This is a genomic window from Salinispora fenicalii (assembly GCF_000514815.1).
In the GTDB taxonomy this organism is placed as follows: Bacteria; Actinomycetota; Actinomycetes; order Mycobacteriales; family Micromonosporaceae; genus Micromonospora; species Micromonospora fenicalii.
On record NZ_AZWQ01000023.1, the window covers coordinates 60,181 to 77,689 of the forward strand.

Below are 17,509 nucleotides of genomic sequence, written 5' to 3' on the forward strand. Positions count from 1 at the left end.
GTGTAGACAATGGCTATCCGTAAGTACAAGCCGACGACGCCGGGCCGGCGTGGCTCGAGCGTTGCCGACTTCGCCGAGATCACCCGGTCCACGCCGGAGAAGTCGCTGCTGGCCCCGCTGCCGAAGAAGGGTGGGCGTAACGCCCACGGCCGGATCACTGCCCGGCACCAGGGTGGCGGCCACAAGCGCCAGTACCGAATCATCGACTTCAAGCGGGTCGACAAGGACGGCGTGCCGGCGAAGGTCGCGCACATCGAGTACGACCCGAACCGCACCGCGCGGATTGCGCTGCTGCACTTCCTGGACGGCGAGAAGCGGTACATCCTCGCGCCGAAGGACCTGAAGCAGGGCGACACCGTCGAGTCGGGTCCGGGCGCCGACATTAAGCCCGGCAACAACCTGCCGCTGCGGAACATCCCGGTCGGTATGACCATCCACAACGTGGAGCTGCGTCCAGGTGGCGGGGCCAAGCTGGCCCGCTCCGCGGGGACCGGGATCCAACTGCTCGGCCGGGAAGGCGCCTACGCGACCCTGCGTATGCCTTCCGGTGAAATCCGCCGTGTTGACGTGCGCTGCCGGGCCAGCATTGGTGAGATCGGCAACGCCGACCAGTCAAACATCAACTGGGGTAAGGCCGGCCGGATGCGGTGGAAGGGCAAGCGCCCGACCGTCCGTGGTGTGGCCATGAACCCGGTCGACCACCCGCACGGTGGTGGTGAGGGTAAGACCTCTGGTGGCCGTCACCCGGTCAACCCGCAGGGTAAGCCCGAGGGCCGTACCCGCCGTAAGGGCCAGCCGAGTGACCGGCTGATCGTCCGCCGTCGCTACGCCACGCGTAAGCGCGGCTGAGGGAGATAAGAGATGCCTCGCAGCCTGAAGAAGGGCCCGTTCATCGACGACCACCTGCTCAAGAAGGTGGAGACGCAGAACGACAAGGGCACCAAGAACGTCATTAAGACCTGGTCGCGGCGCTCGACGATCATCCCGGAGATGCTGGGTCACACGATCGCTGTGCACGACGGACGCAAGCACGTCCCGGTATTCGTGACCGAGGCGATGGTCGGGCACAAGCTCGGCGAGTTCGCGCTGACCCGCACGTTCAAGGGTCACGAGAAGGACGACCGGAAGAGCCGTCGGCGCTGACGCCGCGGGCATACGGATAGAGGAACAAGGGGTTACAGCGATGCCAGGAAAGGGCGACGCTCCGGTGCTTCCGGGCGCGCGGGCGGTTGCGCGGTACGTGCGCATCTCGCCGATGAAGGCGCGCCGGGTGGTCAACCTCGTCCGCGGCCTGCCCGCGAAGGAGGCGCTCACGGTGCTGCAGTTCGCGCCACAGGCCGCGAGCGAGCAGGTGTACAAGGTACTCGCGAGCGCGATCGCCAACGCGGAGAACAACGAGCGGCTGGACCCCGACGCGCTGCTCGTCAGCGAGGCGTACGTGGACGAGGGCCCGACGATGAAGCGGTTCCAGCCGCGCGCCCAGGGCCGGGCGTACCGGATCCGGAAGCGCACCTGTCACATCACGGTGGTGGTTGAGGCGGTCGCGCCGGCTGCGCCGAAGAAGGCGGCGGCGAAGAAGGTGGCCCCGGCGGAGGAGACCACGCCAGCTGCGACCGAGAGCAAGACGGAGGGTGCCGAGTAATGGGTCAGAAGGTTCACCCGCACGGGTTCCGGCTCGGCATCTCGACCGACTGGAAGTCGCGCTGGTTCGCGGACAAGCTCTACAAGGACTACGTCGGCGAGGATGTCAAGATCCGGCGGATGATGTCCAAGGGCCTGGAGCGCGCGGGAATCTCCAAGGTCGACATCGAGCGCACCCGGGATCGGGTCCGTGTCGACATCCACACCGCCCGGCCGGGCATCGTTATCGGCCGTAAGGGTGCCGAGGCCGACCGGATCCGCGGCAAGCTCGAGAAGCTGACCGGCAAGCAGGTCCAGCTCAACATCATCGAGGTGAAGAGCCCCGAGTCGGACGCGCAGCTCGTCGCGCAGGGCGTGGCCGAGCAGCTGTCCAGCCGGGTCAGCTTCCGTCGGGCGATGCGCAAGGCCATGCAGTCGGCGATGAAGAACCCGGTCTGCAAGGGCATCCGGGTGCAGGTCTCGGGGCGGCTCGGTGGTGCCGAGATGAGCCGGACCGAGTTCTACCGCGAGGGCCGGGTCCCGCTGCACACGCTGCGGGCCAACATCGAGTACGGCTTCTTTGAGGCCCGGACCACCTTCGGCCGCATCGGTGTGAAGGTTTGGATCTACAAGGGCGACGCGGTGCCGGGCCGGGAGACCCCAGCCGAGGCTCCGTCGCGTCCGCGGCGGGAGCGTGGCGACCGCTCGGAGCGTCCGCGTCGGGGTAGGTCTGGTTCCTCCGGTACCACCGCTGGTGGCACCGAGGCCGGCCGAGCCGCCGCGACCACCATCGCGCAGGCGGCCGAGACGCCGAGCGGCGAGTCGGTGGATGCTGGCGCGGTCGCGTCGGCCGCCACCCAGCCGGCAGAAACGCAGCAGGAGGGCTGACAGATGCTGATGCCGCGCAAGCCCCCGAAGGGCTTCCGCAAGCCGCACCACCCGGACCGCAGTGGCGCGTCCAAGGGCGGTAACCGGGTGGTGTTCGGCGAGTTCGGGATCCAGGCTCTCGAGCCGGCCTACGTGACCAACCGCCAGATTGAGTCGGCGCGTATCGCGATGACCCGGCACATCAAGCGTGGTGGCAAGGTCTGGATCACCATTTTCCCGGACCAGGCGCTCACCAAGAAGCCGGCGGAGACCCGGATGGGTTCCGGTAAGGGCTCCCCCGAGTGGTGGGTCGCGAACGTGAAGCCGGGGCGGGTTCTCTTCGAGATGTCCTTCCCCAACGAGCAGATCGCGCGTGAGGCGATGCGTCGCGCGATTCACAAGCTCCCGATGAAGTGCCGGATTGTTACACGCGAAGTGGGTGAATCCTGATGGCAGCGGGCGTTAAGGCCGCCGAGCTGCGTGAGCTCTCCGAGGAGGAGTTGGTCACGAAGCTGCGCGAGGCTAAGGCGGAGCTGTTCAACCTCCGCGTGCAGGCCGCAACCGGGCAGCTGGACAACAACCGGCGGCTGCAGGTCATTCGTCGGGAGATCGCCCGGATCTACACGATCATGCGTGAACGCGAGCTGGGGCTCTCGGCCGCGCCGACTGAGGTGACTGCAGGATGAGCGAGAACACCACCGCGACCACGCGGGCCCGCCGGAAGGTGCGTGAGGGCCTCGTGGTCAGCGACAAGATGGACAAGACCGTTGTCGTCGAGGTCGAGGACCGCGTCAAGCACGGGCTGTACGGCAAGATCATGCGCCGTACCAGCAAGCTGAAGGTCCACGACGAGCAGAACTCGGCCGGCATCGGCGACCGGGTCCTGATCATGGAGACCCGGCCGTTGTCTGCCACCAAGCGGTGGCGGCTCGTGGAGATCCTCGAGAAGGCCAAGTAGCGAAGGCTCGAGCTCGGCCGGTTCCGGTCGGGCGCAGGTTCCGCCAGGCTCCGGCCGCCGTGGTGCGGCCGGAGAACCGGCAGACATAGGAGATAGACGTGATTCAGCAGGAGTCGCGACTGCGCGTCGCCGACAACACGGGTGCCCGGGAGATCCTGTGCATCCGGGTGCTCGGCGGCTCCGGTCGGCGCTACGCGAGCATCGGCGACGTCATCGTGGCCACCGTCAAGGACGCGATCCCGGGTGCCGGTGTCAAGAAGGGCGATGTCGTCAAGGCGGTCGTCGTCCGTACCGCCAAGGAGAAGCGGCGACCGGACGGCTCGTACATCCGCTTCGACGAGAACGCCGCCGTCATCATCAAGGACGGTGGGGACCCGCGTGGCACCCGTATCTTCGGCCCGGTTGGCCGGGAGCTGCGGGACAAGCGGTTCATGAAGATTATTTCTCTCGCGCCGGAGGTGTTGTGACCGTGAAGGTCAAGAAGGGCGACACGGTCGTCGTCATCGCCGGCAAGGACAAGGGTGCCAAGGGTAAGGTCATCGCGGCCTACCCGCGGCAGGACAAGGTCCTGGTCGAGGGCGTGAACCGGGTCAAGAAGCACACCCGCATCAGCACCACCCAGCGTGGCGCGAAGACCGGTGGCATCGTCACCCAGGAGGCTCCGATCCACGTTTCGAACGTGATGGTCTTGGACTCCGACGGCAAGCCGACCCGGGTCGGCTACCGGATCGACGACAATGGCCAGAAGGTCCGCATCGCGCGTAGAACCGGTAAGGAACTGTCGCGTAGCACCGGTAAGGACCTGTGATGACCACGGCTACCGAAACCAAGACCATGCCGCGCCTCAAGGAGCGGTACCGTAACGAGATCGTGGGCCAGCTGCGGGAGCAGTACAAGTACGGCAACCCGATGCAGGTGCCGCGCCTGGTCAAGATCGTTGTCAACATGGGTGTCGGCGAGGCCGCTCGGGACGCCAAGCTGATTGACGGCGCGGTCCGCGATCTGGCCACCATCACCGGCCAGAAGCCCCAGGTTAGGCGGGCCACCAAGTCCATCGCGCAGTTCAAGCTGCGGGAGGGCATGCCGATCGGCGCGAAGGTCACTCTGCGCGGCGACCGGATGTGGGAGTTTCTGGACCGGCTGCTCTCCATCGCGCTGCCGCGTATCCGCGACTTCCGCGGTCTCGACGGGCGCAAGCTCGACGGGAACGGCAACTACACGTTCGGTCTGACCGAGCAGTCGGTGTTCCACGAGATCGACCAGGACAAGATCGATCGCCAGCGGGGCATGGACATCACGGTGGTCACCACCGCCACGACCGACGATGAGGGCCGGGCGCTGCTCAAGTTCCTGGGCTTCCCGTTCAAGGAGAACTGAGATGGCCAAGAAGGCGCTGATCCTCAAGGCGGCCGCGAAGCCGAAGTTCTCGGTTCGCGCGTACACCCGCTGCCAGCGGTGCGGGCGTCCGAAGGCGGTCTACCGCAAGTTCGGTCTCTGCCGGGTCTGCATCCGGGAGATGGCCCACCGCGGTGAGCTGCCCGGCGTGTCCAAGGCTTCCTGGTAATAGCCCGGCGCGCTCCGCGCGTCAGCTGCACTGTCTCTTCGCCGTAGGCCCGGGATCCGCGGGAACCCCGGCGAGAAAGGTTGACGAGTTTAATGACGATGACCGACCCGATCGCAGACATGCTCACGCGTCTGCGTAACGCCAACCAGGCGTACCACGACCGGGTGACGATGCCCTACTCGAAGATCAAGGCGAATATCGCCGAGGTCCTCAAGTCCGAGGGGTACATCAGCACCTGGTTGGTCGAGGAGCCCGAGGAGAGCGCCGTCGGCAAGCGACTGGTCGTCGAGCTGAAGTACGGCCAGAACCGCGAGCGGAGCCTGGCCGGCATCAAGCGTGTGTCCAAGCCCGGCCTGCGGGTGTACGCCAAGTCGGGTGAGCTCCCACGGGTGCTCGGCGGGCTTGGCGTGGCGATCATTTCGACGTCCCAGGGGCTGCTCACTGATCGGCAGGCCCGCAAGCGGAGCGTTGGCGGGGAAGTCCTCGCCTTCGTCTGGTAACGGGAGACAGGTAGAAATGTCGCGTATTGGACGTAAGTCGATCCCGGTGCCAGCCGGCGTTGACGTCACGATCGCCGGCCAGACCGTTACGGTCAAGGGCCCCAAGGGCGAGCTCTCGCACACCGTCGCCGAGCCGATCACGATCGAGCGGGCGGAGGACGGGCAGCTGAACGTGGCTCGCCCGAATGACGAGCGCAAGGCCAAGGAGCTGCACGGACTGAGCCGTACCCTGGTCGCCAACATGATCGTCGGTGTGACCGAGGGCTACCGGAAGAGTCTGGAGATCGCGGGCACCGGTTACCGGGTGACCGCGAAGGGCAAGGACCTCGAGTTTGCGCTCGGGTTCTCGCACCCGGTCACCGTGGTGGCGCCGGAAGGCATCACCTTCTCGGTGGAGAAGCCGACGCTGTTCCACGTGGCCGGCATCAACAAGCAGTTGGTCGGTGAGGTCGCCGCGAACATCCGGAAGATCCGTCCGCCGGAGCCCTACAAGGGCAAGGGCGTGAAGTACCAGGGTGAAGTGATCCGCCGTAAGGCCGGAAAGGCAGGTAAGAAGTGAGCGCCACGCTGCTCAAGCGTCGCCGCGGCGTCGCCGCCAAGCGCGCCGTCGGGCGGGCGCGCCGGCACTTCCGGGTCCGCCGGCAGGTCAGTGGGACGCCCGCGCGTCCCCGCCTGGTGGTCACCCGTTCGCTGCGGCACATCGTCGCCCAGATCGTGGACGACACCAAGGGGCACACCCTGGTGTCGGCCTCGACCCTGGATGCCTCGCTGCGGGGCACCGAGGGCGACAAGAGTGCCTTGGCCGGCAAGGTCGGCGTCCTGCTCGCCGAGCGGGCGAAGGCCGCTGGTATCGCGAAGGTCGTCTTCGACCGCGGTGGCAACCGGTATGCGGGGCGGGTCGCCGCGCTTGCCGACGCCGCCCGCGAAGCCGGGCTCGAGTTCTGACAAACCCCGTCACGAGAGAGAAGGAAGGCTGCTGATGCCAGGTCAACAGCGCCGTGGCGGCGGGTCCGGTGGCAACGAGGGTGGTCGCCGCGACAACCGCCGTGAGGGCGGCCGCGGAAACGCGCCCGTCGAGAAGACCCCGCACCTCGAGCGGGTCGTCGCAATCAACCGCGTCGCAAAGGTCGTGAAGGGTGGTCGTCGCTTCAGCTTCACCGCCCTGGTGATCGTGGGCGACGGCGACGGCACCGTCGGTGTGGGCTACGGAAAGGCCAAGGAGGTGCCCGCGGCGATCGCCAAGGGTGTCGAGGAGGCCAAGAAGCACTTCTTCAAGGTGCCGCGGATTGGTCAGTCCATCCCGCACCCGGTGCAGGGCGAGGACGCCGCTGGCGTCGTGCTGCTGAAGCCGGCTTCGGCCGGTACCGGTGTTATCGCCGGCGGCCCGGTCCGGGCCGTACTGGAGTGCGCCGGTATTCACGATGTGCTCTCGAAGAGCCTCGGGTCGTCCAACCCGATCAATATCGTGCACGCCACGCTGGCGGCGCTGAAGGGGCTTGAGTCCCCCGAGGCCGTCGCCTCCCGGCGAGGCCTGCCGGTGGAGGACGTTGCGCCGGCGGCCATGCTGGCATCGCGGGCGGAGGTGGCGTCCTGATGGCTCGCCTGAAGGTCACCCAGGTCCGGTCCGAGATTGGGACCAAGCAGAATCAGCGAAACTCGCTGCGTTCGCTCGGGCTCAAGCGGATCAATGACGTGGTGGTCAAGGAGGACCGTCCGGAGATTCGCGGCATGATCTTCACGGTCAACCACCTCGTGAAGGTCGAGGAGGTCGAGTAATGACGATCAAGGTCCACCACCTGCGTCCGGCGCCGGGTGCCAAGATGGCCAAGACCCGTGTGGGTCGTGGTGAGGGCTCCAAGGGCAAGACCGCCGGTCGCGGTACCAAGGGGTCCAAGGCCCGGAAGAACATCTCGGCGGCGTTCGAGGGTGGGCAGATGCCTATCCACATGCGGTTGCCGAAGATGAAGGGCTTCAAGAACAAGTTCAAGGTGACGTTCCAGGTCGTCAACCTGGAGCGGCTCGCCGAGCTGTTCCCGAACGGCGGCCAGGTTGGCCCGGCCGAGCTGGTCGATGTCGGTGCGGTCCGCAAGGGTCAGCCGGTGAAGATTCTCGGCACCGGTGACCTCGGTGGCGTGACCCTCCAGGTCTCGGCACAGGCGTTCAGCGCGTCGGCCAAGGAGAAGATCACCGCTGCCGGTGGTTCGATCACCGAGCTGTAAGAGTTCTGCGGCGTGGGCAGATCGGGAAGCCGATCATGCCCACGCCGCAACTCGTTGGCCGCCGCTATGTGGCCTGGGCTTCGTTGTCGGGGACATGAAGCATCCCGAATCGGTTGCGGTGTGGTTCACCTGGCTGTTTGAACAGCCGGAGAGTCGTACAGTGCTTGGTTCTACAGATCCTGCGTCCGGCGTTCGGTTTTGCTTCTCGAACGGGTGGGAACGTAGTTTGGGGCGGCCAGCTTTGCTGTGGCTGCGGTAGCTTTTGAAGCCTGGCCGTGTTGATTGCGGTGGGTTTTTTCCTCGAATTGGCTAGGCGGCAGCGTTAACCTTGTTTCCAGGTTTAGCCGCGTAGCTACCCGAGAGTATTCGAATCCGGATGCGGTAAATGGTCGGCGACGCCGCCTTCGCGCGTGCGTGGAGTGCCTGATGTAGATCTCATCCGGCGATGGCGGATGGGTAGGCGAGGTCTGGATGTGGCCGCGGCAGGCGCCAGCGTGGTGGCTGTTTTCGAGGCCGGCCCAGTCGAGACTGAGTCGAGAGTGGGGCCGGGGAGCGGGCCGAGACCGGGACTGCGAGGGTCCTTGCTACTGTTCGCTATTGTTGCTAACAATTCTGCACGCTAGCGTACGGGTGGTGCCGGGTCAATAGAAACTTATAGACTTGATAATTTGGTGCGTCGCTCTCTTGTAGCCTGATGCGCACGTAGGTTGCTCCGGGCCCCGATGTGGGCGGCCGTGGAGGTTCGGTCCCTCGTCTGTCCGCTTCGTATGTCGCCGGGCGGAACGAGACATGTCGGCACCCAGTGGTGTGGTGTTGGGCAAGCCTGTTAAGGTGTGACCTCGGCGTCGTCTAGGTCGCCAGTCTGATGGTGCCCGTGTTGGCGAATGGCCACGCGGCCTTCGCGCAGGAGGAAGAACTTGCTGTCTGCCTTTCTCAGTGCGTTCCGTACGCCTGACCTGCGCAAGAAGCTGCTGTTCACGATCGGCATCATTGCGATCTACCGCCTCGGCGCTGCGCTGCCCAGCCCCGGCGTGTCGTATACCAATGTGCAGAAGTGCATCGATGCGACCCAAGGCAGCACCGGCGTACTGAACCTGCTCAACCTCTTCTCCGGCGGGGCGTTGCTGCAGCTCTCGGTCTTCGCGCTGGGCATCATGCCCTACATCACCGCGTCGATCATCCTGCAGCTGTTGACTGTGGTGATCCCCCGGCTGGAGCAGCTCCGTAAGGAGGGTCAGGCCGGCCAAGCGAAGATCACGCAGTACACCCGCTACCTGACCCTCGGGCTCGGTGTCCTGCAGGCGTCGGCCTTCGTGGCGCTGGCCCGCTCCGGGCAGCTCTTCAACAACCAGTGCGACCAGTTCCCGATCATCCCGGAAGGGACTGGTATCCCGGACTGGCTGACCCTGAGCATCCTGGTCATGACGATGACCGCGGGCACCGGCGTGGTGATGTGGCTCGGCGAGCTGATCACCGACCGGGGTGTCGGTAACGGCATGTCCGTGCTGATCTTCACCTCGATCGCGGCCCGGCTCCCTGCCGAGGGTTGGACGATCAAGGAGAGCCAGGGTTGGGCCAAGTTCCTGCTCGTCATCGCCCTGGTGTTGCTCATCATCACCGCGGTCACCTTCATCGAGCAGTCGCAGCGCCGGATCCCGGTGCAGTACGCCAAGCGGATGATCGGCCGGCGGATGTACGGCGGCACGTCCACCTACATTCCGCTGAAGGTGAACCAGGCGGGTGTCATCCCGGTCATCTTCGGATCTTCGCTGCTCTACCTGCCGCAGCTGGCGCTGCAGTTCTTCGATCAGACCGACCCGGGTCGGACCCAGGTGTGGATCCGGGACAACCTGGTCGATCCGACCAGCCCGATCTACATCGTGGTCTACTTCCTGCTGATCATCTTCTTCACATACTTCTACGTCTCGATCACCTTCAACCCGACCGAGGTCGCGGACAACATGAAGAAGTACGGTGGTTTCGTCCCGGGTATCCGTCCGGGCAAGCCGACCGCCGACTACCTCGACTTCATCCTCAGCCGGATCACCCTGCCGGGCGCGCTCTACCTGGCCGTCGTCTCGATCCTGCCGAACTTCTTCTTCATCTGGCTCGACCGCCAGCAGTACCTGAACTTCCCGTTCGGCGGTACCGCAGTGCTGATCATGGTTGGTGTCGGTCTTGAGACCACCAAGCAGATCGAGAGCCAACTGATGCAGCGGAACTACGAAGGGTTCCTGCGGTAGATGAGACTCGTTCTGGTTGGCCCGCCGGGTGCGGGTAAGGGCACGCAGGCGGAGTTCGTCGCTGCGCACCTCGCGGTGCCGAAGATCTCCACCGGGGACATCTTCCGGTCCAACGTTTCGCAGGGCACGCCCCTCGGGGTTGAGGCCAAGCGGTACATGGATGCCGGCGAGTTGGTGCCGGACGAGGTGACCATCAACATGGTCCGGGACCGGCTCGCCGAACCGGACGCCGGTGCGGGATTCCTCCTCGACGGCTTTCCGCGGACCACCCCACAGGCGGCCGCGCTGGACAAGCTCCTCGTTGACCTGGGCACCGCGCTGGACCTGGTGCTGGAGCTGGTAGTCGACGACGACGAAGTCGTTCGGCGGCTCTCCGGCCGGCGTACCTGCCGGGGCTGTGGCAAGGTCTGGCACGTCGAGTTCGACGCCCCCAGCCAGGAGGGGCGCTGTGACCGGTGTGGTGCCGAGTTGTTCCAGCGCGACGACGACAAGCCGGAGACCATCGCCACCCGGTTGCGGGAGTACGCGGACAAGACTGCGCCGCTAGTGGACTTCTACGGTGCCCAGAGCAAACTGGTGGGCATCGACGCCACTGGCCCGGTGGAGGATGTCACCGTTCGCGCAATCGACGCTCTGCGGTCCTACAGCGGCTGAGCTTCAGCACCGCGGACAGAGACCCCGTAGCGGGTTTCGTGGCGGCGTGCCCCGCTCTTCGGTAAGAAAGGTTCACCTCGATGCGTCGTCCCCAGCTGGACATCCAGCTGAAGACCCCTGACCAGATCGAGAAGATGCGCGCCGCCGGATTGGTGGTAGCGGAGGCGTTGCGCCGGATGCGGGAGGCGGTGGCTCCCGGCGTCAGTACCGCGGAGTTGGACGAGATCGCCGAGTCGACGATTCGGGCGGCGGGGGCGAGCCCGTCCTTCAAGGGCTACCACGGCTTTCCCGCCTCGATCTGCGCTTCCGTCAACGAGCAGGTCGTGCACGGCATCCCGGCCCCCACTCAGGTGCTCCGCGACGGAGACATCATCTCCCTGGACTGCGGTGCGGTGCTGGACGGTTGGCACGGGGATGCGGCCATCACTGTCGCGGTGGGCGACGTGGAGCCAGCGTTGCTGAAGATGGCCGCGGTCGCCGAGGACGCGATGTGGGCCGGCATCGCCGCGGCCGCCCGTGGCGCTGCCAGTGGCAAGGGACGGCTCACCGACATCTCCCACGCCGTCGAGACGGCGGTCCGTAAGGGCGGGCGGTACGGCATCGTTGACGGGTACGGCGGCCACGGTATCGGCACCGAGATGCACCAGGATCCGCACGTGCTCAATCACGGCCGCCCGGGTAGGGGCCCTCGGTTGGCGACGGGGATGGCGCTGGCCATCGAACCGATGATCACGCTGGGTTCGCCGCGGACGGCTGAGCTGGCCGATGGCTGGACGGTGGTGACGCGGGACGGCTCCCGGGCGGTGCACGTGGAGCACAGCATGGCGCTGCTGCCGGACGGGGTGTGGGTGCTCACCGCGGTTGACGGAGGGCGGGAACGCCTCGGTGACCTGGTAACCGCCCGGCAATCAGCGGTTACCGGCTGACCAGAGGTTCGAGACCGGCCGGGGAGCATCGGCCTGCTGGCCGAACTGCGGACGGACGGTGCTCGGCGTCGCGGAGGGCGCTGCCGGCGACCGCCCGGGTGGGCCGGACGCCCACCCCGGCTGCGGCTGATGACCACTTCTCCGGCTCCGGCTGGTGGCCCCGCCGGTGATGCCCTTGGCTGGTGGCACCCCCCCCAGCTGGTGACGGCCCCGGTCGCCGAGCGGGTGTTGACGTGGTGCCCTGGCCCGGTCCCCAGGACCCGGACGGGGCCGGGTGATGACTGCCCGATCGCCCGGTTCGGTGAGGTCAACTGCCGGGTCGGGTAGTCGGTTTGGCGACGGCGTGCGGGCCGGCGTACACTTTCTGATCGGCGCACAGCGTCCACTCCGGCATGCCCGCCCGCGCTTCGGCGGGTGCTGGAGCCGCGGCTGGCGCGGGTTACCTGATTTCGATCAGTCATCCCGTGAAAGACGTTGTGGGCCGTCCGGAGCAACCGACGTCAGGACAGCGGAGGACATGCCGAAAAAAGACGGAGCCATCGAGATCGAGGGCCGGGTCATCGAGCCCCTGCCGAATGCCATGTTCCGGGTGGAGCTTGCGAACGGGCACAAGGTGCTGGCTCACATCAGCGGCAAGATGCGGCAGCACTACATCCGTATCCTGCCGGAGGACCGGGTCGTCGTCGAACTTTCGCCGTACGACCTGACCCGAGGGCGCATCGTCTACCGCTACAAGTAAGCCTGACGGCGGCCGGGTGAATCCCGTGTCCGTCTTCGTCGCCCGGAGCCGCGTTCGTCGCGTCGCCGGGCCAGATCGGAAGTAAGGCAACCGTGAAGGTCAAGCCGAGCGTCAAGCGGATCTGCAACAAGTGCCGGGTGATCCGCCGGCACGGCCGGGTCATGGTCATCTGCGCCGACCCGCGCCATAAGCAGCGTCAGGGCTGACTGTTCGGCCGGTCGTTACACCGCGACCGGTCGACACCGGCCCCGGCCGCAGACTCCGTTACAACACAGCACATGCTCGTTCCAGCCGCAGGAGTGCGCAGCGCGTACCTCGTCGTGGTTAACCCCCGGTCGGAGGCCGGGGCCCGCTCGGGCAGCGACCGAACCGGTCGCCGGCGTCGGTTTCGGCGTCGGAGAACGGATGGTCGGTAGCGGGATGGGACGGGACCACACCTCCGCCAGAAACCACGAGGAGTACGCCCGCACATGGCACGGCTAGTCGGCGTGGATCTCCCCCGCGAGAAGCGGTTGGAGATCGCGCTTACCTACATCTTCGGCGTGGGTCGCACCCGCGCCCTGGAGACGCTCGCCGCCACCGGCATCTCGCCGGACAAGCGCGCCCGGGACCTCACGGACGAGGAGCTCGTGCAGCTCCGCGACCACATTGAGGGCAACTACAAGGTCGAGGGTGACCTGCGCCGCGAGGTCGCCGCGGACATCCGTCGCAAGGTTGAGATCGGCTGCTACGCCGGTATCCGGCACCGCCGGGGCCTACCGGTTCGTGGTCAGCGGACGCGGACCAACGCCCGCAGCCGCAAGGGCCCGAAGCGGACCGTCGCCGGCAAGAAGAAGCCCGGCAGGAAGTAATAGGAGCGCAGAAGACTTATGCCACCGAAGGCTCGTGCCGGAGCCGCCGTCAAGAAGGTCCGGCGCAAGGAACGCAAGAACGTCGCCCACGGCCAGGCGCACATCAAGAGCACCTTCAACAACACCATCGTGTCCATCACGGACCCGACCGGTGCGGTCATCTCCTGGGCCTCCGCCGGCCAGGTTGGCTTCAAGGGCTCGCGCAAGTCGACTCCGTTCGCCGCGCAGCTGGCCGCCGAGGCCGCCGCGCGTCGCGCGATGGAGCACGGCATGCGCAAGGTCGACGTGTTCGTCAAGGGCCCCGGCTCCGGCCGGGAGACCGCCATCCGTTCGCTGCAGGCCGTCGGCCTGGAGGTCGGTCAGATCTCCGACGTGACCCCGCAGCCGCACAACGGGTGCCGTCCGCCGAAGCGTCGCCGGGTCTGAGAGGTAGGAAGAGATGGCTCGTTACACCGGTGCTGACTGCCGCCGTTGCCGGCGGGAGAAGATGAAGCTGTTCCTCAAGGGCAGCAAGTGCGATGGCCCGAAGTGCCCGTTCGAGTCCCGGCCGTTCCCGCCCGGACAGCACGGTCGTGGCCGCACGAAGGAGACGGAGTACCTGCTCCAGCACCGCGAGAAGCAGAAGGCCCGCCGGGTTTACGGCGTGCTGGAGAAGCAGTTCCGCGGTTACTACGACGAGGCCGTGGCGAAGCAGGCCAAGACCGGTGAGGTCCTCCTGCAGATCCTCGAGTCGCGGCTGGACAACGTGGTCTACCGGGCCGGCTACGCCAAGTCCCGGGACATGGCCCGGCAGCTGGTCAAGCACGGTCACTTCACGGTGAACGGCAAGAAGGTCGACATTCCGTCGTACCGCGTCAAGGAGCACGACATCATCGAGGTCCGGGGCAAGAGCAAGGAGCTCACCCCGTTCCTGGTGGCGCAGGCCGAGGCCGGCTCCAAGAGCGTGCCGGCGTGGCTGGAGGCCATTCCGAGCCAGATGAAGGTGCTCGTGCACTCGCTCCCGAGCCGCCAGGTGATCGACACCCAGGTCCAGGAGCAGCTGATCGTCGAGCTCTACTCCAAGTAGTAGCTCGGGTGGTGGTCCGCCCCTTCCCGGGGCGGACCACCACAACGGTGTGTCGTGGGCGTCATATGGCGGGCGCCCCGGAAGAAAAGAGAAGAGATGCTCATCTCCCAGCGACCCTCTCTCTCCGAGGAGTCGATCAACGAGACCCGGTCCCGGTTCACCATTGAGCCGCTGGAGCCCGGCTTCGGCTACACCCTGGGCAACTCGCTGCGCCGGACGCTGTTGTCGTCCATTCCCGGTGCGGCGGTGACCTCGATCAAGATCGATGGTGTGCTGCACGAGTTCACCACGATCCCCGGGGTCAAGGAGGATGTGGTCGAGCTCGTCATGAACATCAAGGAGCTCTGCGTCAGCTCCGAGCATGACGAGCCGGTCAGCATGTACCTGCGTAAGCAGGGCCCGGGTGACGTGACCGCGGGTGACATCCAGCCCCCGGCTGGCGTCTCGGTGCACAACCCGGACCTGAAGCTCGCCACCCTCAACGGCAAGGGCCGGCTCGACATGGAGCTGACCGTCGAGCGGGGTCGTGGCTACGTCACCGCGGCGCAGAACAAGCAGGCGGGTGCCGAGATCGGCCGGATCCCGGTCGACTCGATCTACTCGCCGGTGCTCCGGGTGACCTACCGGGTCGAGGCGACCCGGGTCGAGCAGCGGACCGACTTCGATCGCCTGATCATCGACGTCGAGTCCAAGCCGTCGATGGGGCCCCGCACGGCCCTGGCCTCGGCCGGTTCCACGCTGGTCGAGCTCTTCGGCCTGGCCCGGGAGCTGGACGAGACCGCGGAGGGCATCGACATCGGGCCGTCCCCGCAGGACGCCCAGCTGGCAGCGGATCTGGCGCTGCCGATCGAGGAGCTGGACCTCACCGTCCGCTCCTACAACTGCCTCAAGCGCGAGGGCATCAACACCGTTGGTGAGCTCATTGGGCGTACCGAGGCTGACCTCCTCGACATCCGTAACTTCGGCCAGAAGTCGATCGACGAGGTCAAGATGAAGCTCGCTGGGATGGGCTTGGGGCTGAAGGACTCGGCCCCGAACTTTGACCCGGCGAACGTCGTGGACGCCTTCGGTGAGGCCGACTACGACACCGAGGACTACCGCGAGACTGAGCAGCTGTAAGCGCGGCTGAGGATTGACGAGGAGCACCGAGAATGCCCACGCCCACTAAGGGTGCCCGCCTCGGCGGCAGCCCGGCGCACGAGCGGTTGATGCTGGCCAACCTGGCCATGTCGCTGTTCCAGCACGGCAAGATTCAGACCACCGAGACCAAGGCCCGGCGGCTGCGCCCGCTCGCGGAGCAGCTGATCACCAAGGCGAAGCGCGGTGACCTGGCCGCCCGGCGTCGGGTGCTCGCGGTCGTCAAGGACAAGGACGTGGTCTACACCCTGTTCGACCAGATCGCGCCCCGGTACGCCAACCGCAACGGTGGCTACACCCGGATCGTGAAGACCGGTCCGCGTAAGGGTGACGCCGCCCCGATGGCGATCATCGAGCTGGTCGAGGAGCTGGCGGTCGCGGAGCCGAAGGCGAACAAGAAGACCGCCGGCCGCAAGGCCGCGCAGCAGGAGAAGGTCGAGGCGCTCGCCCCGGCTGACGAGACCCCGGCGCCGACCAGCGGCGACCAGGACGCCGAGGCTCCCGTCTCGGTCTCGGGCGACACCGCTGCGGCCCGCGCGGACAGCGACCTCGCCGTCGAAGAGAACAACGAGCAGAACAAGGCCTGATCGGTCAGGCTCCCGTCGGGCCCGACACCCACCTGGGTGTCGGGCCCGACGTGCGGAAGGGGACACGAGTGCAGGAGCGCACCCGGGTACGGCTGGATGTCTCGTACGACGGCACCGACTTCTCCGGCTGGGCGGTCCAGCCGCAGCGGCGTACGGTCGCCGGTGCGCTCGTCGCAGCGCTTGACCTGGTGCTCGGTGTCGGCGCGGCGACCGGGCTTACCGTCGCCGGCCGGACCGACGCCGGTGTGCACGCCACCGGACAGGTCTGCCATGTCGACCTGCTGACCGAGGTGTGGCAGCGGCACGAAAGCACCTTGCTGCGACGGCTGGCCCGGGTGCTCCCCGTCGACGTGCGGGTACGGGCGATGACGGGGACGTCGGATGACTTCGACGCCCGCTTCTCGGCGACCTTCCGGCGGTACGAGTACCAAGTCACGGACGCGCCCTGGGGCGCTGAGCCGTTGCGGCGGCATGACATCCTGGCCTGGCCGAGCCGGCTCGACTTGGCCGCGCTGAACCTGGCCGCCGGTGGGCTGGTGGGGGAGCATGACTTCGCCGCGTACTGCCGGCGTAAGGAGAACGCGACGACGCTGCGGGAGGTGACCCGGCTGGACTGGCGGCGTGCTCCGGACGGGATTCTCGTGGCGACCGTGCAGGCCGACGCCTTCTGCCAGGCGATGGTGCGCAGTCTGGTCGGCGCGATGTTGGCCGTCGGGGATGGCCGCCGCCCCGCTGACTGGCCGGCCGGCCTGCTCGCCCGTCGGGAGCGCGCCAGCGAGGTGAATGTCGCCCCGGCACACGGCTTGACCCTGGTCGAGGTGGGCTACCCGGACGATCCGGCCGAGTATGCCCGCCGGGCGGACCGGACCCGCCGGTTGCGGGTGCCGCCGCCGGCCTGAGGTGGGGCGCGGGCGGGGCCGGTGCGAGAATTGACGGTGTGACCGGCGACCACTACTTCACCGTTGAACCGGCGACTGCCGCCCGACCTCGGGACGTGGAGTTCTCCGCGGGCGGACGCGACTACACCCTGGCCTCCGCCGGTGGTGTCTTCTCCGCCGGGCGCCTCGACCCGGGGACGGCGGTGCTGCTGCGCAAGGCCGAGCTACCGGCGCCGGAGAGCACCGGTCACCTGCTCGACCTCGGCTGCGGCTTTGGGCCGATCACCTGTGTGCTCGCCACCTCGGTGCCGTCGGCCACCGTCTGGGCCGTCGATGTCAACGAGCGGGCTCGGGAGCTGACCACAGCCAACGCCGCGCGGGTCGGGGCGGCGGATCGGGTCCGGGTCGCCCCGCCGGACGCGGTGCCAGCAGCGGTGACTTTTGCTCAGATCTGGTCGAATCCGCCGATCCGGATCGGCAAGAACGAGCTGCACCAGCTCCTGCTGCGCTGGCTGCCTCGGCTGGCGCCGGGCGGGGTGGCCTGGCTGGTTGTCGCCCGCCATCTCGGTGGTGACTCGTTACATCGATGGCTCTCCGAGCGAGGCTGGCAGGTGGCGCGGCCGGCGAGCCAGAAGGGCTACCGGGTATTGCGGGTGACCCGGTAAAACGGGTTGGCCCGGCCGGGTTGGCCGGGCAGGAT

Annotated in this window: 29 protein-coding genes; all 29 read left to right on the forward strand. The window is 67.1% G+C overall.

Features of this window, described 5'->3' with window-relative positions:
- Positions 1–9: 9 nt before the first annotated feature.
- The 29 genes from rplB to B116_RS0112900 all read left to right on the forward strand — a co-directional run bounded on the left by rplB (position 10) and on the right by B116_RS0112900 (position 17,474).
- Positions 10–849 (forward strand): 50S ribosomal protein L2, encoded by an 840-nt coding sequence (gene rplB / locus B116_RS0112760; RefSeq protein WP_018720671.1) that lies wholly within the window; start codon positions 10–12, stop codon positions 847–849.
- A gap of 12 nt (positions 850–861) precedes the next feature.
- Positions 862–1,143, forward strand: coding sequence for a 30S ribosomal protein S19 (rpsS, locus tag B116_RS0112765; protein ID WP_012015121.1), 282 nt, complete (start codon positions 862–864; stop codon positions 1,141–1,143).
- Positions 1,144–1,183: 40 nt separating this feature from the next.
- Positions 1,184–1,642 (forward strand): 50S ribosomal protein L22, encoded by a 459-nt coding sequence (gene rplV / locus B116_RS0112770; protein ID WP_018720670.1) that lies wholly within the window; start codon positions 1,184–1,186, stop codon positions 1,640–1,642.
- Positions 1,642–2,508, forward strand: coding sequence for a 30S ribosomal protein S3 (gene rpsC, locus B116_RS0112775; RefSeq protein WP_012015119.1), 867 nt, complete (start codon positions 1,642–1,644; stop codon positions 2,506–2,508). Before rplV ends, rpsC begins: the two co-directional genes overlap by 1 nt.
- 3 nt (positions 2,509–2,511) lie before the next feature.
- Positions 2,512–2,937 (forward strand): 50S ribosomal protein L16, encoded by a 426-nt coding sequence (gene rplP / locus B116_RS0112780; RefSeq protein WP_007465292.1) that lies wholly within the window; start codon positions 2,512–2,514, stop codon positions 2,935–2,937.
- Positions 2,937–3,173: a 50S ribosomal protein L29 gene (gene rpmC, locus B116_RS0112785; protein ID WP_012015118.1), complete on the forward strand. Its 237-nt coding sequence runs from the start codon at positions 2,937–2,939 to the stop codon at positions 3,171–3,173. The genes rplP and rpmC overlap by 1 nt, the downstream gene beginning before the upstream one ends.
- Positions 3,170–3,445 (forward strand): 30S ribosomal protein S17, encoded by a 276-nt coding sequence (gene rpsQ, locus B116_RS0112790; RefSeq protein WP_012015117.1) that lies wholly within the window; start codon positions 3,170–3,172, stop codon positions 3,443–3,445. Before rpmC ends, rpsQ begins: the two co-directional genes overlap by 4 nt.
- A gap of 98 nt (positions 3,446–3,543) precedes the next feature.
- A complete protein-coding gene (gene rplN / locus B116_RS0112795; RefSeq protein ID WP_007073026.1) occupies positions 3,544–3,912 on the forward strand; it encodes a 50S ribosomal protein L14 in 369 nt (122 codons plus the stop codon).
- Positions 3,909–4,253: a 50S ribosomal protein L24 gene (rplX, locus tag B116_RS0112800; protein WP_018720669.1), complete on the forward strand. Its 345-nt coding sequence runs from the start codon at positions 3,909–3,911 to the stop codon at positions 4,251–4,253. Before rplN ends, rplX begins: the two co-directional genes overlap by 4 nt.
- A complete protein-coding gene (rplE, locus tag B116_RS0112805; RefSeq protein ID WP_018222587.1) occupies positions 4,253–4,822 on the forward strand; it encodes a 50S ribosomal protein L5 in 570 nt (189 codons plus the stop codon). Before rplX ends, rplE begins: the two co-directional genes overlap by 1 nt.
- Position 4,823: 1 nt before the next feature.
- Positions 4,824–5,009, forward strand: a complete 186-nt coding sequence (locus B116_RS0112810; RefSeq protein ID WP_007073023.1) for a type Z 30S ribosomal protein S14 — start codon at positions 4,824–4,826, stop codon at positions 5,007–5,009.
- Between the two features lie 92 nt (positions 5,010–5,101).
- Entirely contained in the window at positions 5,102–5,509 is a 408-nt protein-coding gene (gene rpsH, locus B116_RS0112815) for a 30S ribosomal protein S8 (RefSeq protein ID WP_018217053.1), read from the forward strand.
- 16 nt (positions 5,510–5,525) lie between these two features.
- Positions 5,526–6,068: a 50S ribosomal protein L6 gene (rplF, locus tag B116_RS0112820; RefSeq protein ID WP_018720668.1), complete on the forward strand. Its 543-nt coding sequence runs from the start codon at positions 5,526–5,528 to the stop codon at positions 6,066–6,068.
- On the forward strand, positions 6,065–6,454 hold the full coding sequence (gene rplR, locus B116_RS0112825; RefSeq protein ID WP_018720667.1) for a 50S ribosomal protein L18: 390 nt from the start codon (positions 6,065–6,067) through the stop codon (positions 6,452–6,454). Before rplF ends, rplR begins: the two co-directional genes overlap by 4 nt.
- Before the next feature lie 34 nt (positions 6,455–6,488).
- A complete protein-coding gene (gene rpsE, locus B116_RS0112830) occupies positions 6,489–7,103 on the forward strand; it encodes a 30S ribosomal protein S5 (protein ID WP_018217050.1) in 615 nt (204 codons plus the stop codon).
- Positions 7,103–7,285, forward strand: a complete 183-nt coding sequence (rpmD, locus tag B116_RS0112835; protein ID WP_018217049.1) for a 50S ribosomal protein L30 — start codon at positions 7,103–7,105, stop codon at positions 7,283–7,285. Before rpsE ends, rpmD begins: the two co-directional genes overlap by 1 nt.
- Entirely contained in the window at positions 7,285–7,728 is a 444-nt protein-coding gene (gene rplO, locus B116_RS0112840) for a 50S ribosomal protein L15 (protein ID WP_027660312.1), read from the forward strand. The genes rpmD and rplO overlap by 1 nt, the downstream gene beginning before the upstream one ends.
- A 917-nt stretch (positions 7,729–8,645) precedes the next feature.
- Positions 8,646–9,971: a preprotein translocase subunit SecY gene (secY, locus tag B116_RS0112845; protein ID WP_018720666.1), complete on the forward strand. Its 1,326-nt coding sequence runs from the start codon at positions 8,646–8,648 to the stop codon at positions 9,969–9,971.
- The gene (locus tag B116_RS0112850) at positions 9,972–10,625 is read left to right on the forward strand and encodes an adenylate kinase (RefSeq protein WP_018720665.1); all 654 of its coding nucleotides are present in this window, start codon (positions 9,972–9,974) and stop codon (positions 10,623–10,625) included.
- Between the two features lie 80 nt (positions 10,626–10,705).
- On the forward strand, positions 10,706–11,551 hold the full coding sequence (gene map / locus B116_RS0112855) for a type I methionyl aminopeptidase (protein WP_027660313.1): 846 nt from the start codon (positions 10,706–10,708) through the stop codon (positions 11,549–11,551).
- 517 nt (positions 11,552–12,068) lie between these two features.
- A complete protein-coding gene (gene infA, locus B116_RS0112860; RefSeq protein ID WP_007073013.1) occupies positions 12,069–12,290 on the forward strand; it encodes a translation initiation factor IF-1 in 222 nt (73 codons plus the stop codon).
- A gap of 92 nt (positions 12,291–12,382) precedes the next feature.
- A complete protein-coding gene (gene rpmJ / locus B116_RS0112865; protein WP_012015104.1) occupies positions 12,383–12,496 on the forward strand; it encodes a 50S ribosomal protein L36 in 114 nt (37 codons plus the stop codon).
- 264 nt (positions 12,497–12,760) lie between these two features.
- Complete coding sequence (gene rpsM / locus B116_RS0112870) at positions 12,761–13,141, forward strand: 30S ribosomal protein S13 (RefSeq protein ID WP_018217043.1); 381 nt, start codon at positions 12,761–12,763, stop codon at positions 13,139–13,141.
- An 18-nt stretch (positions 13,142–13,159) separates the two neighbouring features.
- The gene (rpsK, locus tag B116_RS0112875; RefSeq protein ID WP_007073011.1) at positions 13,160–13,567 is read left to right on the forward strand and encodes a 30S ribosomal protein S11; all 408 of its coding nucleotides are present in this window, start codon (positions 13,160–13,162) and stop codon (positions 13,565–13,567) included.
- Between the two features lie 13 nt (positions 13,568–13,580).
- The gene (gene rpsD / locus B116_RS0112880; protein WP_018222594.1) at positions 13,581–14,207 is read left to right on the forward strand and encodes a 30S ribosomal protein S4; all 627 of its coding nucleotides are present in this window, start codon (positions 13,581–13,583) and stop codon (positions 14,205–14,207) included.
- 96 nt (positions 14,208–14,303) lie between these two features.
- Positions 14,304–15,326: a DNA-directed RNA polymerase subunit alpha gene (locus B116_RS0112885; protein WP_018217041.1), complete on the forward strand. Its 1,023-nt coding sequence runs from the start codon at positions 14,304–14,306 to the stop codon at positions 15,324–15,326.
- Between the two features lie 32 nt (positions 15,327–15,358).
- Positions 15,359–15,931, forward strand: a complete 573-nt coding sequence (gene rplQ, locus B116_RS0112890) for a 50S ribosomal protein L17 (RefSeq protein WP_018720663.1) — start codon at positions 15,359–15,361, stop codon at positions 15,929–15,931.
- Positions 15,932–15,999: 68 nt separating this feature from the next.
- Positions 16,000–16,830: a tRNA pseudouridine(38-40) synthase TruA gene (truA, locus tag B116_RS0112895; protein WP_027660314.1), complete on the forward strand. Its 831-nt coding sequence runs from the start codon at positions 16,000–16,002 to the stop codon at positions 16,828–16,830.
- A gap of 38 nt (positions 16,831–16,868) precedes the next feature.
- Positions 16,869–17,474 carry a class I SAM-dependent methyltransferase gene (locus tag B116_RS0112900; protein WP_027660315.1) on the forward strand — a complete coding sequence of 202 codons (606 nt, stop codon included), beginning with the start codon at positions 16,869–16,871 and terminating at the stop codon, positions 17,472–17,474.
- Positions 17,475–17,509: the final 35 nt, after the last annotated feature.